The sequence below is a fragment of the Terracoccus sp. 273MFTsu3.1 genome, from assembly GCF_000383675.1.
Classification (GTDB): Bacteria; Actinomycetota; Actinomycetes; order Actinomycetales; family Dermatophilaceae; genus Terrabacter.
Genome location: NZ_KB911824.1, coordinates 206,134 through 222,250 on the forward strand (window position 1 = coordinate 206,134; position 16,117 = coordinate 222,250).

General features: G+C 72.6%; 12 protein-coding genes. 6 read left to right on the forward strand and 6 right to left on the reverse strand.

What is annotated here, in order from left to right; genetic code table 11:
- Window positions 1-325 precede the first annotated feature (325 nt).
- The 4 genes from leuS (at window position 326) to H283_RS0116140 (ending at window position 6,504) form a co-directional block, all read left to right on the forward strand.
- On the forward strand, window positions 326-3,265 hold the full coding sequence (gene leuS / locus H283_RS0116125; protein WP_020144561.1) for a leucine--tRNA ligase: 2,940 nt from the start codon (window positions 326-328) through the stop codon (window positions 3,263-3,265).
- Window positions 3,266-3,298: 33 nt separating this feature from the next.
- Window positions 3,299-4,195 (forward strand): DegV family protein, encoded by an 897-nt coding sequence (locus tag H283_RS25420; protein ID WP_020144562.1) that lies wholly within the window; start codon window positions 3,299-3,301, stop codon window positions 4,193-4,195.
- Complete coding sequence (gene plsY, locus H283_RS0116135; RefSeq protein ID WP_020144563.1) at window positions 4,192-4,794, forward strand: glycerol-3-phosphate 1-O-acyltransferase PlsY; 603 nt, start codon at window positions 4,192-4,194, stop codon at window positions 4,792-4,794. The genes H283_RS25420 and plsY overlap by 4 nt, the downstream gene beginning before the upstream one ends.
- A gap of 153 nt (window positions 4,795-4,947) precedes the next feature.
- On the forward strand, window positions 4,948-6,504 hold the full coding sequence (locus H283_RS0116140) for a PQQ-binding-like beta-propeller repeat protein (protein ID WP_028785649.1): 1,557 nt from the start codon (window positions 4,948-4,950) through the stop codon (window positions 6,502-6,504).
- 78 nt (window positions 6,505-6,582) lie between these two features.
- Here the strand turns inward: H283_RS0116140 and H283_RS0116145 are convergent, their stop codons facing one another.
- A complete protein-coding gene (locus tag H283_RS0116145; RefSeq protein WP_020144565.1) occupies window positions 6,583-7,134 on the reverse strand; it encodes a tetratricopeptide repeat protein in 552 nt (183 codons plus the stop codon).
- A 73-nt stretch (window positions 7,135-7,207) separates the two neighbouring features.
- Window positions 7,208-8,050: a formyltetrahydrofolate deformylase gene (gene purU / locus H283_RS0116150; protein WP_020144566.1), complete on the reverse strand. Its 843-nt coding sequence runs from the start codon at window positions 8,048-8,050 to the stop codon at window positions 7,208-7,210.
- A gap of 155 nt (window positions 8,051-8,205) precedes the next feature.
- Between purU and H283_RS25425 the strand changes: the two genes are divergently transcribed.
- Window positions 8,206-9,243 (forward strand): helix-hairpin-helix domain-containing protein, encoded by a 1,038-nt coding sequence (locus H283_RS25425; protein WP_231372298.1) that lies wholly within the window; start codon window positions 8,206-8,208, stop codon window positions 9,241-9,243.
- A gap of 101 nt (window positions 9,244-9,344) precedes the next feature.
- A complete protein-coding gene (locus H283_RS0116160) occupies window positions 9,345-11,789 on the forward strand; it encodes a ComEC/Rec2 family competence protein (protein ID WP_020144568.1) in 2,445 nt (814 codons plus the stop codon).
- Between the two features lie 8 nt (window positions 11,790-11,797).
- Here H283_RS0116160 and H283_RS0116165 read toward each other — a convergent pair whose 3' ends face one another.
- The 4 genes from H283_RS0116165 to H283_RS0116180 form a co-directional block, all read right to left on the reverse strand.
- Window positions 11,798-12,241 (reverse strand): cupin domain-containing protein, encoded by a 444-nt coding sequence (locus H283_RS0116165; protein WP_020144569.1) that lies wholly within the window; start codon window positions 12,239-12,241, stop codon window positions 11,798-11,800.
- A 57-nt stretch (window positions 12,242-12,298) separates the two neighbouring features.
- Window positions 12,299-13,177 carry a DUF1295 domain-containing protein gene (locus H283_RS0116170; RefSeq protein ID WP_231372299.1) on the reverse strand — a complete coding sequence of 293 codons (879 nt, stop codon included), beginning with the start codon at window positions 13,175-13,177 and terminating at the stop codon, window positions 12,299-12,301.
- A 5-nt stretch (window positions 13,178-13,182) separates the two neighbouring features.
- Complete coding sequence (locus H283_RS0116175) at window positions 13,183-14,508, reverse strand: class I SAM-dependent methyltransferase (RefSeq protein ID WP_020144571.1); 1,326 nt, start codon at window positions 14,506-14,508, stop codon at window positions 13,183-13,185.
- Between the two features lie 78 nt (window positions 14,509-14,586).
- Window positions 14,587-16,110 (reverse strand): gamma-glutamyltransferase, encoded by a 1,524-nt coding sequence (locus H283_RS0116180; protein ID WP_028785651.1) that lies wholly within the window; start codon window positions 16,108-16,110, stop codon window positions 14,587-14,589.
- Between the last annotated feature and the right edge of the window lie 7 nt (window positions 16,111-16,117).

Below are 16,117 nucleotides of genomic sequence, written 5' to 3' on the forward strand. Positions count from 1 at the left end.
ACGATCCGAGGGTGTGAGGGTGTGGCCGTGGGGATGTGGGGCCACTCGAGGGTGGGGGCCCGCGGAGGGTGTGATGGGTGGGGATGCGGGGCCACTCGACGTGGTTGGGGTGTCGGCGCGGGCCAGGTGGGTTTGGGCCGGCCCATCGGAGCGGGCGCCCGAGGGATGGGGGAGCGGGGCTGCGCTAACCTTGGGCGCATGGCTGGCCTGCTGCTCCTTCCGCAGCCGCGTTGACGAAGGTCGGGACTCCCGACATCAACGCGGCTTCCCCTCCTGTGCGAGGGGTTTTCTTTTGCCCAGACCGAGCAGCGACGAAAGAGAAGACATGAGCGAGCAGACATCCGAGAACCCGTTCCGGTACACCGCGGCGATGGCGCAGCAGATCGAGACCTCCTGGCAGGACCGGTGGGAGGAGGAGGGCACGTTCAACGCCCCCAACCCCGCAGGTCCCTGGGCCGAGCCTGAGAAGGTCGCGGCGCGCGGCGAGAAGCTCGTCGTCCTCGACATGTTCCCCTACCCCTCCGGCGTCGGCCTGCACGTCGGCCACCCGCTCGGCTACATCGCGACCGACGTCTACAGCCGCTTCCACCGGATGCTCGGCAAGAACGTCCTGCACGCCCTCGGCTACGACGCGTTCGGCCTGCCCGCCGAGCAGTACGCCGTCCAGACCGGGCAGCACCCTCGGAAGACCACCGAGGAGAACATGACGAACATGAAGCGCCAGCTGCGCCGCCTCGGGCTGGGCTTCGACAACCGCCGCACCTTCGCGACGATCGACGACGACTACTACCGCTGGACGCAGTGGATCTTCCTGCAGATCTGGGACGCGTGGTACGACGTCGACGCCGTGCGCGAGGACGGCGGCCGCGGCAGGGCGCGCCCCATCAGCGAGCTCGTCGAGGAGTTCGAGTCCGGCCGTCGCGCCGTCGTCGACGCCGGCGGCCGCGGCTGGGCCGACCTGACCGCGACCGAGCGCGCCACGGTCCTCGAGGGACACCGCCTCGCCTACACCGACGAGGCCCCGGTCAACTGGTGCCCGGGCCTGGGCACGGTGCTCTCCAACGAGGAGGTCACCAACGAGGGTCGCTCCGAGCGCGGCAACTACCCCGTCTTCCGCCGCAACCTCAGCCAGTGGAAGATGCGCATCACCGCGTACGCCGACCGCCTGGCCGACGACCTCGACGGCGTCGACTGGCCCGAGAAGGTCAAGCTCATGCAGCGCAACTGGATCGGCCGGTCCAAGGGCGCCCGAGTCACGTTCCCCGTCGTCACCGGCACGGGCGAGACGGACGGCATCGACGTCTTCACGACGCGCCCCGACACGATCTTCGGCGCGACCTTCATGGTCATCGCGCCGGAGCACCCGCTCGTCGACGCGCTCGTCCCGGAGGGCGCGTGGCCCGAGGGCACGAAGGACGCCTGGACGGGGGCGGACGCCGACGCGAGCGCGACCCCGAAGGAGGCCGTGACGGCATACCAGCTCGCGGCGTCTCGCAAGGGAGACGTCGAGCGACAGACCGAGGGCAAGGACAAGACCGGTGTCTTCACCGGGTCGTGGGCCACGAATCCCCTGACGGGAGAGCGCATCCCGGTCTTCGTGGCCGACTACGTCCTGATGGGCTACGGCACCGGCGCCATCATGGCCGTGCCCGGGCAGGACACCCGCGACTGGGAGTTCGCCGAGAAGTTCGACATCCCGATCGTCCGCACCGTCCAGCCCACGGAGGGCCACCCCGACGACGAGCCGTTCCTCGGCGACGGCGTCGCGATCAACTCCGCCAACGACCGCATCTCGCTGGACGGACTGCACGTCGCCGAGGCCAAGGCGCGCATCATCGCGTTCCTCGAGGACGAGGGCATCGGCGAGGGCACCATCAGCTACCGCATCCGCGACTGGCTCTTCAGCCGCCAGCGCTACTGGGGCGAGCCCTTCCCGATCATGTTCGACGAGGACGGGGTGGCGTATGCCGTCCCCGACGACGAGCTGCCGCTGACCCTCCCGGACGTGCCGGACTACAGCCCCAAGACCTTCGACCCCGACGACTCGCAGAGCAGCCCGGAGCCGCCGCTGTCGCGCGTGCCGGAGTGGGTCGAGGTCGAGCAGGACCTCGGCGACGGTCGTGGCCTGCGCAAGTTCCGCCGCGAGACGAACACCATGCCCAACTGGGCCGGCTCGTGCTGGTACTACCTGCGCTACCTCGACCCGGCCAACCATGCCGCGTTCGTCGACCCGGCCAACGAGGCGTACTGGATGGGCCGGCACGACACCCCGGTGGAGGGCGCCCCGGCCGGCACCCGCGACCCCGGCGGCGTCGACCTCTACGTCGGTGGTGTCGAGCACGCCGTGCTGCACCTGCTCTACGCCCGCTTCTGGCACAAGGTCCTCTTCGACCTCGGCCACGTGCACAGCGAGGAGCCGTTCCGGAAGTACTTCTCGCAGGGCTACATCCAGGCGTACGCCTACACCGACAGCCGCGGCCAGTACGTCACCGCGTCCGAGGTGGAGGAGCACCCGGGCAGCCACGGCGCCGAGCCGACGTTCACGTGGCAGGGGCAGCAGGTCTTCCGCGAGTACGGCAAGATCGGCAAGTCGCTGAAGAACTCCGTGAGCCCGGACGAGATGTACGACGCGTACGGCGCCGACACCTTCCGCGTCTACGAGATGTCGATGGGGCCGCTCGAGCTGAGCAAGCCGTGGGAGATCCGCGCGGTCGTCGGCAGCCAGCGCTTCCTGCAGCGCCTGTGGCGCAACGTCGTCGACGAGTCGACGGGCGAGGTGCGGGTCGTCGACGCGCCGCTCGACCAGACCCTGACGACGCAGCTGCACCAGACGATCGCCGGGGTCCGCGAGGACTTCGAGGGACTGCGCTTCAACACGGCCATCGCCAAGCTCATCGAGCTCAACAACGCCGTGACGAAGCTCGACGCCCCGCCGCGCGAGGTCGTCGAGGCGATGGTGCTCATGCTCGCACCCGTGGCCCCGCACATCGCCGAGGAGATGTGGCAGCGCCTCGGTCACGACGGTGGGGTGGCGTATGCCGCGTTCCCCGTCAGCGACGCCGCGAAGATCGTCGAGGAGCAGGTCACCTGCGTCATCCAGATCAAGGGCAAGGTGCGCGACCGCGTCGAGGTGAGCCCCGACATCTCCGAGGACGACCTGCGCGAGCTGGCGCTCGGTCGTGACAAGGTGAGGGCGGCGACGGAGGGCGGCATCCGCACCGTCATCGTGCGCGCACCGAAGCTCGTCAACGTCGTCCCGATGTGACGAGCTGCTGACCGACGACGGAGGGAGCGGGACGTGACCACGAGGATCGTCACCGACTCGACGGCCTACCTGCCCGGTGAGGTCCTCGAGGAGCACGGCATCGAGGTCGTCCCGCTCCACGTCGTCGTCGGGGGTCGCGACCACGTCGAAGGCCGGGACATCTCGGCCGAGCGGGTCGCGGCGGCCCTGCGCGAGTACACGATCGTCACGACCTCGCGCCCGACGCCGCAGGTGTTCGCGGAGACGTACCAACGACTCGCCGACGAGGGCGCGACCGCGATCGTGTCGATCCACCTGTCGTCGCAGATGTCGGGCACCGTCGAGGCGGCCCGGCTGGCGGCGGCCGAGGCCCCGGTCCCGGTCGAGGTCGTCGACAGCGAGACCATCGGCATGGCCATGGGCTTCGCCGTCGTGGCCGCGGCCGAGGCGGCCGCCGGTGGTGCCGACGTGACGGCCGTCCTCGACGCCGTGCGCTCGCGGCTCCGGCCCTCGGGCGTCCTCTTCTACGTCGACACGCTCGAGCACCTCCGGCGCGGCGGCCGGATCGGCGCTGCGTCGGCGCTGCTCGGGTCGGCCCTCGCCATCAAGCCGATCCTCGCCGTGCGCGGCGGCCGCATCGTGCCCGTCGAGAAGGTCCGCACGTCCGCACGCGCGGTGGCCCGCATCGAGGCGATGGTCGTCGAGCAGGTCGAGCAGGGCGGCCTGGCGGTCGACATCGCCGTGCACCACCTCGACGCACCCGCCCGCGCCGACCAGATCGCGTCGGAGCTGCGCACGATGGTCCCGGGGTCGCCCACGGTGCTCGTCGTCGAGCTCGGCGCCGTCGTCGGCGCCCACGTGGGGCCCGGCACCGTGGCCATCGCCGTCAGCCCGCGTCCGGGCGACCCCCTGCCGCACCGTCCGTCACCCGGCGAGGTCTCCGGGTCGTGAACGTCGGCACGGTTCTCGCCTGGGCGGGAGGAGTGGTCGCAGCCTTCCTCGTCGGCTCCCTCAACCCGGCGACGATGATCGCCCGCCTCCTCGGCAAGGACCTCGCCTCGTCCGGGTCGGGCAACCCGGGCGCGACGAACGCCGGCCGGGTCCTCGGCCGCAAGTGGGGTGTCGTCGTCGGCGTGCTGGACGTCCTCAAGGGTCTCGTCCCGACGTTCGTCGCCGGCCACCTCTTCGGTGCCCACGCGGCATACGCCGTCGGCATCGCCGCCGTGCTCGGACACATCTGGTCACCCTTCCTCAAGGGACGCGGGGGCAAGGGTGTCGCGACGACGCTCGGGGCGATCCTCGGGGTGCACCCGTGGGTGGCACTGGTCGTCGTCATCGTCTTCGCCGTCGCCGTCGCGGTGACCCGCTGGGTCGCGGCCGGATCGATCTTCGGCGCCCTCGCGATGCTCGTCGTCGCCGTGCTCATCTGGACCGGTCACGCGCCCGGAGATGTGTGGACCGGCTTGTGGCTCATGGCGATCGGGCTGCTGGTCCTGGCCCGTCACAAGAACAACGTCGTCGGCTGGTGGCGCCAGCGACACCTGCCCTGAACGGCTTGTCCCGGTTCGAGCGCTGCGTCCCACGAGTCTGACGGCAGTCTCCCGCGAACGGCAGACCGCGCCGACCCGGCGGGTCTACGTTCGGAGACGTCCACTCGGGGGTCACCATGGCGACCTGGAGAGGTCGTCGGGCTAGGAGCTGAGATGACCAGGATGATGCGTCATGCACGGCTGTGGGTGGCAGCAGGGATCGCAGGGACCCTGCTGGTCGGGGGACAGGCAGCAGCCGCGCCAGGGGGAAACGGATGGAACTCCGCCGGCGGGGACCGGCAGAACACGAGGTACGCCGCGAGCGAGACCAAGATCTCCGCGGCGACGGTCGGGGGACTGACGAAGAAGTGGGAGCTGACGACAGGCGGAGACGTCTCGGCGACGCCCGCGGTCGACGGGAGCCGGGTCTACGTGCCCGACTGGGCCGGCAACCTGTATGCCGTCAACCGGTCCACCGGTGCGATCGTGTGGCAGCGCACGATCACCAGCTACACGGGGATCCCGGGTGACAAGGCCAGGGCCACGCCGGCCGTGACCGACAGCGCGATCGTCATCGGCAACCAGGGGCCGTTCGGCGGCGGTGGCGCCGTCATGGCCATCGACAAGAACACCGGCGCGCTGCTGTGGAAGACCCAGGTCGAGAGCCACCCCGCAGCGATCATCACGCAGTCTGCGACCGTCTTCGACGGTGTCGTCTACGTCGGCGTCGCCTCCCAGGAGGAGGCCTTCTCGGCGTCGGGCGGCTACCCCTGCTGCTCGTTCCGCGGCAGCATGGCCGCGCTCGACCTCCGGACCGGTGTGATCCTCTGGAAGACGTACCTGACGCCCGTCGGGTACCCGGGCAACGCGGTGTGGGGCAGCTCGCCCTCGATCGACACGAAGCGCGGGTCGGTCTACATCGCCACGGGCAACAACTACGACGTGCCCGACGCCACACTCGACTGCGTCGCGGCAGCGGCCTCCGACGCGGCCAAGCGGGCATGCCTTCCGGCCGACGACTACTTCGACTCGATCCTGTCGCTCGACCTCCGCACCGGCGCGATCAAGTGGGCGACGCAGGCCCTGCCGTTCGACGCCTGGACGGTCGGGTGCATCCCGTTCTTCGGTGACGGGGTCAACTGCCCCGAGCCGGCGGGCCCGGACTACGACTTCGGACAGGCGCCCAACCTCTACACGGTCAAGGACGCCACCGGCCGCTCCGTCGACGTCGTCGGAGCCGGTCAGAAGAGCGGCCAGTACTGGGCCCTGCGGGCCGACTCGGGCGCCCTCATCTGGCGCACCCAGGCCGGTCCCGGCGGCACCGCGGGCGGACTGCAGTGGGGCTCGGCGGTCGACGGGAAGCGGGTCTACACCGCCAACGCCAACAGCAACGCCGTCCCCTGGGGCCCGAGCGGTCTGACGACGGGCGTGTGGTCCGGACTCGACGCGGTCACCGGGGCGCTGGTGTGGGAGACGCGTCCGCCGAACGGCGGCAGCACCTCCGGACCGGTGACGACCGCGAACGGCGTCGTGTTCGGGTGCTCCCTGGACGCGCAGGGACACATGTACGCACTCAACGCGGTGACCGGGGCGGTGCTCTGGACCTTCGCCAGCGGCGGCTCGTGCCTCTCCGGCGCGGCCATCTCGAACGGCACCGTCTACTGGGGCTCCGGCTACAGCAACTTCGGCTTCGGCACGCCGAACAACAAGCTGTACGCCTTCGGCCTCTGACGCTCGGGGGCTCGTCCCGTCGTGGCCGCTCTCACCATGACGGGACGGGTCGTCCGGCGACGGGTGCCCGCCTGCCCGTCAGGACGCGGCGCTCAGGGCAGTGAGTGCCGCGCGGGTCGACTCCGCGCGGGGCTCGCCCTGCTCCTCGCGGATCGCGAGGCACGCCTCGAAGCACGCGACGGCCTCGTCGGTGCGCCCCGTGTCGACGAGGAGACGGCCCAGGTGATGCAGCGTGTAGTGCTCGAGGACCCGGTCGCCCGATGAGCGGGCGAGCTCGAGCGCCTCTCGGAAGTGCGCCTCGGCTGTGAGGGCCTCGTCGGCGTAGTGCTCTGCCGTCGCGAGCACGAGGAGCGCCCAGCGCAGCGTCTCGCCGCGCCCGGTGTCCCGGGCGACGTCGACCGCCGGACGGGCCAGCGCGAGCGCCTCGTGCTCGCGTCCCGCGATGGTGAGCGCCTCGGCGAGGTCCACGGCGGCATCGAGCACGGCCCCGCCCGCGTCGTCGTCCGGCGCTGCGTCGACGGCGGACGTGAGGAGCGCGCGAGCCGCCTCGAGGGCGTCCTCGTTCTCCTCCGGCGTCCGCGTGAACCGACCGAAGTGCGGCTCACCGACGACGAAGGACGCCCCACTCATGCGAGCACGCTACCGGCCGCGGTCAGGTGTCCCCGGCGCCGGGCACACGGCATACGCGGTCCCCGGCTCCCGCTCAGAAGACGATGGTGCGGCGGCCCGAGAGGAAGACGCGGGACTCGGCGTGGTCGCGGACCGCGCGCGAGAGCACCCGACGCTCGACGTCGCGGCCGATGGCGACGAGCCTCTCGGGGGACTCGGCGTGCGTGACGCGGACGACGTCCTGCTCGATGATCGGGCCCTCGTCGAGGTCGGCCGTGACGTAGTGCGCCGAGGCGCCGATGAGCTTGACCCCCCGGTCGTGCGCCTGGTGGTAGGGCTTGGCGCCCTTGAAGCCCGGCAGGAACGAGTGGTGGATGTTGATGGCCCGGCCCTCGAGCGCACGGCACAGCCCGTCGCTGAGGATCTGCATGTAGCGCGCGAGCACCACGAGCCCCACGTCCTCCGCCTCGACGAGACGGAGCAGCTCGGCCTCGGCGTCGGCCTTGGTGTCCTTCGTGACGGGGATGACGGTGAACGGCAGGCCGTAGTACTCGACGAGCCCGCGGCAGTCCTCGTGGTTGCTGACGACCCCCACGATGTCGATGGGCAGGTCGCCGGACTTCCAGCGGTAGAGCAGGTCGAGCAGGCAGTGGTCGAACTTGCTGACGAGGATGACGGTGCGGCAGTGCTCGTCCTCGGGCCGTGCCGCGAGGTGGTGGTGCGCGATGGCCGGGCTCTCACGGATCGCGGCCAGGACCTGCTCGACCTCGTGCGGCTCGGCGTCGAAGACCGTGCGCATGAAGAAGAGGTCGGTGTCCTCGTCGGAGTACTGCTGGTTCTCGACGATGTTGGCCGAGACGGCCAGGAGCGCCGCGGAGACGGCCGCCACGATGCCGGGTCGGTCGTCGCAGGTGAGGGTCATGATGTGCCGAGCCATTGGAGCAGTCTGGACCAGCCGGACGCGAGCGCGTGAATCGACGCGCGGGCCGTCTCGGGCCGTGGCCGTCCACACCCCTTCGGGCCGGGGACGGGTTGTCCCCAGCTGGTGCTCGGTCGGCGGTGGGTGGGTCGCCGGCTTCCTAGCGTCGGGGTATGCCGTTCCGACCCGCCCAGAGACCCCCGGACCTCGAGCGGGTGGCCCGGATCCTCGGCGCGGATGCCCGTGGTGCCGGGCCGGGGGATGACGGAGCCCGCGCTGCTCCGTCGGAGTCGGAGGAGGTCGGCGGCTGGGTGCCTCGCGCTCCCGGCGCGGTCGTCGGCGAGAACCCGGTGGCGTCGGCGGTCCGGAGGCTGACCCAGCGGGCCACGGACGACGACGAGGTGGAGCGGCTCGACGCCGATCTTCGTCGGGCGCGCCGGCCGGGTGTGCTCACCGTGCCGGACGAGCTGCGCACCGGGCGACGCGGGGTGAGCAGCGCGGCCGTCGTCTCGATGCTTGCTCTCGTCGTGGCCGTGGGGTGTCTCTTCGTGGTGCGCGTCCTGTGGGCCGAACGCTCGGCGTCCGCGCCGGACGTCGCACCCGGACCGTCGAGATCGGTCCAGGTCGTGGGAGGGACGGCGACAGCTGCGGCGGCCCGGACGACGGCGGGCCCGTCGGCCGGCGCGGCCGGGAGTGCGCCGACGGGTGGCTCGGCGGGTGGCTCGACGTCCGGCGCGGAGCTCGTCGTGCACGTCGTCGGGCAGGTCGTGCGTCCGGGCCTCGTGCGGCTGCGCCCGGGCGCCCGCGTGGCCGATGCCATCACGGCGGCCGGTGGGACCCGCGGGGGCGCGGACGTCGCGGCCCTCAACCTCGCCCGGCCCGTCGTCGACGGCGAGCAGATCCGGGTGCCGCGGCCGGGGGAGTCGCCGGCCGCGGCTCCAGGGGCCGGAGTGGCCGGGGATGCCGGCGCGGGTGGCGCGGGTGGCGCCGGTGGCGCCGGCTCGTCCGGTGGCTCGAACGCCCCGGTGAGCCTCAACGCGGCCGACGCCGCTGCACTCGACACGCTGCCCGGCGTCGGGCCGGTGCTCGCCCAGCGGATCATCGACTGGCGCACCGAGCACGGCCGCTTCACGTCGATCGACGAGCTGGGTGAGGTGAGCGGCATCGGCGACAAGCTCATGGCCCAGCTGCGCCCCAGAGTGACGCTGTGACGCAACCGCCGCCACGGGCGCCGGATCCGCCGAGGGAGCGCGAGCAGGCGCCACGGGGGCCGTCGCTCGTCGTCCTGACGGGTCGGGAGACGGTGCGCCGGGTGCGTCCCCGAGCGGCTCACCGGCTCGACCTGCGGCTTCTCGTGCCCGTCCTCGTCGCGTGGCCCGTCGTGGGCTTCTGGGGTCTTCTCGCCCCGGTCTGGTCCGTCGCCGCGGTCGCGGTGGCAGCGCTCGCGATGGCTGTGCTGTGTGTGGCCGCGACGACGCGCAGGACCGGCGGCGGCAGTCGCCGTCGCTCCGTGCGGACCTCTCGTCGAGGCAGGGCGTCGCGCGACGGTGCCCTGCCCTGCGGACCGCTCGTCCTGCGCGGCGTCGCGGCGTTCTGCGGCGTGCTCGCCCTGCTCCTCGGCGCCGCGGCCGGCCACCGCGCCGTACGGAGCGTCGGCCCGGTCGAGGGACTGGCCGTCGAGCGGGCCGTCGTCACGGTCCGGGCCACCGTAGCCACCGACCCTCGGGCGGTCGGTGCCGGGACCGGCGTGGGGGCGGACCGTCCCGATGCCCCGGTGGTCACCGTCGTGCGTCTCGACGCGAGCCAGGTGGTGGGCCGGGGTCGCACCACCTCGGTGACCGCGCCCGTGCTCGTCATCGGGCACGGCACCCAGTGGTCGACGCTGCGGTGGCACGACGAGGTCGAGGCCGTCCTGCGGCTCGGACCTGCAGAGCCCGGTGACGACGTCGTCGCGGTCGCGACCCCCAAGGGGGCCGTGCAGGTCGTCGGGGGAGCCGGTGGCGTCTTCGAGGCGGCCGACACCGTGCGCGCGCGCTTCCGGGCCGCCACGGCTGACCTCTCGGCGGACGCGCGCGGGCTCGTCCCGGCGCTCGTCGTCGGCGACACCGCGCAGACACCACCCGACCTCACGGCGGCGATGCTCGAGACCGGGCTCAGCCACCTCAGCGCGGTGTCCGGCAGCAACGTCACGTTCGTGCTGGCCGCGGTGGTGGGGCTGTGCGGAGTGCTCGGCGTCCCGCGGCGCTGGCGTCCTCCGGCGGCCGCGCTGGGCCTGTTCGGCTTCGTCATCCTCGCCCGACCCGAGCCCAGCGTCGTGCGTGCCGCGGTCATGGGACTCGTCGGGTTGCTCGCCCTCTCGACGTCGCGGCGCCGGGCGGGCATCCCCGCGCTCGCCGGTGCGATCGTCGCGCTGCTCGTGTGGGACCCGTGGCTGTCACGCTCCTACGGCTTCGCCCTGTCGAGCATCGCCACCCTCGGGCTGCTGGTCCTCGCCCGGCCGTGGGGACGGGTCATCTCGCGGAGGCTCCCCGGCCCGCTCAAGCCGTTGGGCCCCGTGCTCGCGATCCCGGTCGCGGCCCAAGCCGTCTGCGCGCCGGTCGTCGTGCCCCTGCAGGGGAGCGTCTCGCTCGTCGCCGTGCTCGCGAACCTCCTCGCTGCGCCCTTCGTCGCGCCGACCACGGTCGTCGGCGTCGTCGTCGCGCTCGTCTCGGTCGTCTGGGTGACGGGCGCGGGCTGGCTCGCGTGGGTGGCCGCGCTGCCCGCACAAGCGATCTCGGCCGTGGCCCGATGGTGTGCCGACCTGCCCTTCGGCAGCATCGCCTGGTGTGACTCGGTCGGCGCGGCGGTCCTGCTCGCGGTCCTCACGGTCGGTGTCGTCGCCGCGGCGCCGTGGGCGTGGTTCCGCACGCGACACCGGCCGACGGTGGCCGTCGCCGTGGTCGTGCTCGCCGCGGGGTTCGCGGCGCCGACAGCCCCGATCGCCTGGCCCCCGCCCGGTTGGGCCCTCATCGCCTGCGACGTCGGGCAGGGCGACGGGCTCGTCGTCGACAACGGCGGCGGTCACGTCGTCGTCGTCGACACGGGGCCCGACCCCGAGCCGATGCGGGCCTGCCTCGACCGCATCGGCGCGTCGGCCGTCGACCTCGTCGTGCTGACCCACTACCACGCCGACCACGTCGGCGGACTGGCCGCGGTGCTCGAGCGTCCTGTCGCCGAGATCCGGGCCTCGCCCGTGCTCGACCCGCCCGCCGAGGCGGCCCGTGTGGCCCGGCTCGCGGAGGCCCACCACGTACCGCTGGGCGAGCTGCGGGCCGGGGAGCGCGTCGCCGTCGGCGAGGTCGGCGCGGACGTCTGGTGGCCCGCCCGGCGCATCGACGCGGGATCGGTGCCCAACAACGGCTCGGTCGTGATGACGATGCACGTGCGCGGGCTCACCGTGCTGCTCGCCGGTGACATCGAGCGGGAGGCGGCCGCGCAGGTGCTTCACGAGTCGCAGCTCGACCCGCAGCGCTGGGGTCGCGTCGACGTGCTCAAGGTCGCGCACCACGGGTCGAGCAACCGCGACGACCGCATCCTCGACCACGTCGACGGACGACTCGCGCTGATCAGCGTCGGTGCCGGCAACGACTACGGCCACCCCGCGCCTGCCACGATGAAGGCCCTTCAGGACCGGGGTTTCGAGGTGCACCGCACCGACCTCGAGGGCGACGTGGCTGTCGTGACCGACGGGGACGAGGTCCGCGCGGTCTCGGGATGAGGGGACCGTCAGCCGCGCCCGACCGCCGCGGCGAGCTCGAAGTCCGCGAAGTCGAAGCCGGGGGACACGAGACAGCTGACGAGCGTGTCGTCGTCACCCGGCACGGTGCGCTGCCAGACGCGCGCAGGGACGACCACCTGGGCCACCTGGCCCGCGGTGAGGTCCAGACCGAGCACGACCGGGGCCGCACCACCTTCGGACGGCGGCTGGGGTCCGGTGCCGCCCAGCTCGAGCACGACGGCGCCGGTGTGGGCGAGCCACACCTCGTCGGAGGCCACCCGGTGCCAGGCCGAGGACTCGCCGGCGGGCAGGAGGAAGTGGATGAGGGTGGCAGTCGCTCGCACGCGGCCGTCGGGCAGTGTCACGCTGTCGGGGGAGACCCACGTCTGCCGGAACCACCCGCCCTCGGGGTGTGGCTGCAGGTCGAGGACGTCGGCGAGGGGCGGGCGCATGCGTCCATCATCCCCGCCCCTCCTGCCCACACCTACGCGAGCCGTCCCGCCGACGGCTCAGCCCTGCTGCTTCACCGACGGGTCGGCCGGCTTCGGCGGCCACGGGAAGAAGCCGCTCGTGCGGCGCACGTAGTCGGCGTAGTCGGGGCGGCGGTCGCCGATGTCCTTCTCGAGCAGCTTCTTGCCGGTGCCGCCGTAGAGGTTCCACACCATGACGGCGGGCGACAGGACCGTCAGCACGCCGGGCCAGGCGCTCGCCGCGACGAGGAAGAGTCCGGTCCACACGCTCGCGTCGCCGAAGTAGTTCGGGTGCCGTGTGTAGCGCCAGAGGCCGGTGTCGAGCACCGTGCCCTGGTTGGCCGGGTCGTTGCGGAAGCGCGTCAGCTGGAGGTCGCCCACCGACTCGAAGAAGAAGCCGATGGCCCAGACGACGACGCCCAGCCACAGCACCCAGCCGATGCCGCCCTCGACGAACATCGCGATCTGCACCGGCAGCGAGACGAACCACATGATGACGCCCTGCGGGAGATAGATGTGCAGCAGCGCGTAGACGTTCGGGTTGCCGTCGGCGCGCTTCAGCATCGCCTCGTAGCGCGGGTCCTCGCCCTTGCCGCGAGACCGGCTGAAGATGTGCGCCGCGAGGCGCAGCCCCCACAGGGCCGTGAGCACGAGCGCGAGCCACCGGCGGAGCGCGTCGCCGTGACCGCCGCTCGTGGCGAAGGCCGTGAGCGCGATGGCCACGAACCCCAGGCCCCAGGTGACGTCGATGACGGCCTGCTTGCCGACGCGCAGCGCCACGCCGAAGGTGATGCCGAGGACGACGACGACGGCGAGCGCGGTGAGCAGCAGCGTGCGCCCGAAGGCCCCGACGTCGAAGCCGGCGGCCTCGGCTGCCGGGGCCAGGAGGGGGGTGATGGTCGTCCGGACCGACGCCACGGCCGTCACCAGGCCCGGACGGGCGGCATACCGCTGCGGCCGTCGGCCGTCGGTTTGACGGCGAGGATCTGGTCGACGCCCATCCGGCCCTCCTCGAAGGCGAGCGCACCACCGACGAGGTAGAGGCGCCAGACGCGGCCGACCTCCTCGCCGACCATCTCGACGACCTTGTCCCAGTTGGCCTCGAACGTGTCGTACCAGGCGTTGACGGTCCACACGTAGTGCTCGCGCAGAGCGTGCACGTCGCGAACCTCGAGCCCGGCCTGCTCGATGAGGTCGACGGTCTCGCCGACGGGGCGCATGTGCATGTCGGGGGCGATGAAGGCCTCGATGAAAGGACCGCCACCCGGACGGGTCGTGCGAGACATCTGCTGGATCAGCGCCCGGCCGCCCGGGCGGAGCAGCCGGTGGATCTGCCCGGTGAACGTCGGGTAGTTCTTCTGCCCGACGTGCTCGCCCATCTCGATCGAGGAGATGGTGTCGAAGGGACCGTCCGGCACCTCGCGGTAGTCCTGGAGCCGGATCTCGACCCGGTCCTGCAGGCCGCGCTCGCGGATCCGCTCGTCGATGAAGGCCTTCTGCTCGCTCGAGATGGTCACGCCGACGACGTGGGCGCCGAACCTCTCTGCCGCGTGCAGCGAGAGCGAGCCCCAGCCGCAGCCGATGTCGAGGTGCCGGCCGCCGGGCTCGATGCCGAGCTTGCGGCACACGAGGTCGAGCTTGTCGCGCTGCGAGTCCTCGACGGTGTAGCCGGGCTCGGTGCTCGTCCAGTAGCCGCACGAGTAGGCCATGTGCGGGTCGAGGATGAGCGAGTAGAACTCGTTGGACAGGTTGTAGTGGTGCTCGATGGCGCTGCGGTCGCGGGTCTTGGTGTGCAGGCGGCCGCGCAGACGGGCCTGCGAGACGGGCGGCTCGGGCGGCAGCCCCACGACGCCGAGGTCGAACGCCGTCCGGATGCCGTTCTTCGCGACGGCAGCCACGGTGCCGGCCGAGGGACGGCCGCCTGCGAGCGTGCGCGCCGTCGACCACACGCGCCGGAAGCCCTCGAGCAGGTCACCCTCGACGTCGAGCTCGCCCGTGACGTACGCCTGGGCGAGGCCGAGCTCGCCCGGGTGGCGCACGAGGCGCCGTAGCGCCGCGGGGTCGCGCAGGACGACGGTCGGGGCGTCGGCGGGTCCGGCCACGGTGCCGTCCCACGCCTTGAGGCGCACGGGGAGCTGGCCGCCGAAGAGGGGCTCGACGACGGCCGCCAGCCGGGAGGCGATGCCGTTCGGACGGGAGGACGCCGCGGAGGGGGCGGGAGCGTCGGGGCGGTCGTCGGTCATCGTCATCGGGGTGGCCTCTCGTTGGGGTCGACTCGAGATGATTCGGTGCCGGGCGCGTCCCGGATGGGACCGTTCGGCAGCTCCTCATGGAGATACCCCGACGGCGGCCTCCCGTCGCGCGTCCCCGGCGGCCACGAGGCCGTCCGCCCCGAGCACGGCCGCGCCGACGCCACCGAAGTACATGTGGGGTCCGGGGTAGTGGTGCGCGGGCAGACCGCTCGCCTGCACGGCGGCGGCGATGTCGTCGGACGGCTCGTGCTCGACGCGGGGGGAGCCGTCCGCCATGAAGCGTACGTGCAGCCGCGGGGCGTCGATCGAGTGCTGGAGGTCCTCGCCCAGGAGCAGGCCCCGGCCGAGCACCTGCATGAGCGTGGTCGTGATCCGGTCGGCACCTGGCGAGCCCACGGCGAGCGCGCCACCGGTGGCGCTGCGGCCCGTCGTCGGCGCCATGTTGGACGCGAGACGGGTGCCGGGCGCGACGGCGTGCAGTCCCAGCCCGTTGAGCTCCGGCTCGCCGAGCGCGTTGTTGAGCAGGATGCCGGTGCCGGGGACGACCATGCCGGCGCCGTAGCCGGCGGACATCGTGATGGCGCACGCGTTCCCGTGCTCGTCGACGACCGAGACGTGCGCCGTCGAGGCCGACGTCGGCAGGCCCGGCAGGCCGTGGCGCTCGACCGCCTCGAGGAGGGCGTGGCCGTCGGCGACGAGGTCGTGGCTGCGGTCGTGGACCGACAGGCGGTACGCGAGGACCCGGCGCTGGATCTCGATGACCTCGCCCCACGTCCAGTGCTCGTGTCGTGCGAGCTCTCCCAGCATCACGGCGAGCATGGGGCCGCCCACGGAGGGCGGAGGGTTGAGCGCGATGCGCCACGACCCGACCGTCCGCATCGTCGGGGTGCGCACGACGGGCGCGTATGCCGTGAGGTCGGCCCGCGTGATGAGCCCGCCGTTCGCGGCCATGTCGTCGACGAGCACGTGCCCGACGGCACCCGTGGTGACGAGCGAGACACCCTGCGCCGCAAGGAGATCGAGGATGTCGGCGAGGTCGAGGTTGAGCGAGGTCTCGCCGGGCTCGAGCGGCCCGCCGTCGGCCCCGGTCACGAGGGCGTGCGCCTCGGGGTCGTCCCCGAAGAGGCTCTCGCGGACGAGGCCGAGGTAGAGAGCTGCGGCCGCACCGATCCGGTAGCCCTCGCGGCACGCCCGCGCGGAGGGTTCGACGAGGCGTCGCCACGGGACCAGCCCGAAGCGGTCCCGTGCCACCGAAAGGGCTTGGAGCGCACCGGAGTTCGCGACGGAGCCGTGTCCCGCGCCGATCGTCACGCCGCCGCCGTAGTCGGTGCGCACCTGGCGCACGCCGTGGCCGAACGCCGACGCGTCGAGGCCGCGTCCGGGCATCTCGACGTTGCCGTCGATGACGACCGGGTCGGTGCCGGCGAGCCACACGTTGACGAAGGCGCCGCCCATGAGGCTGACGACTCCCGGCTCGGTGCTCATGGCCGCCACCGAGGCGGCGACGGCCACGTCGACGGCGTTGCCGCCCTCGGCGGCCACCTCGAGGCCGGCCTCGAGCGCGGAGGCGTTGGGAGCGGCGAGGGCGACCCTGGTCATGAGGCCA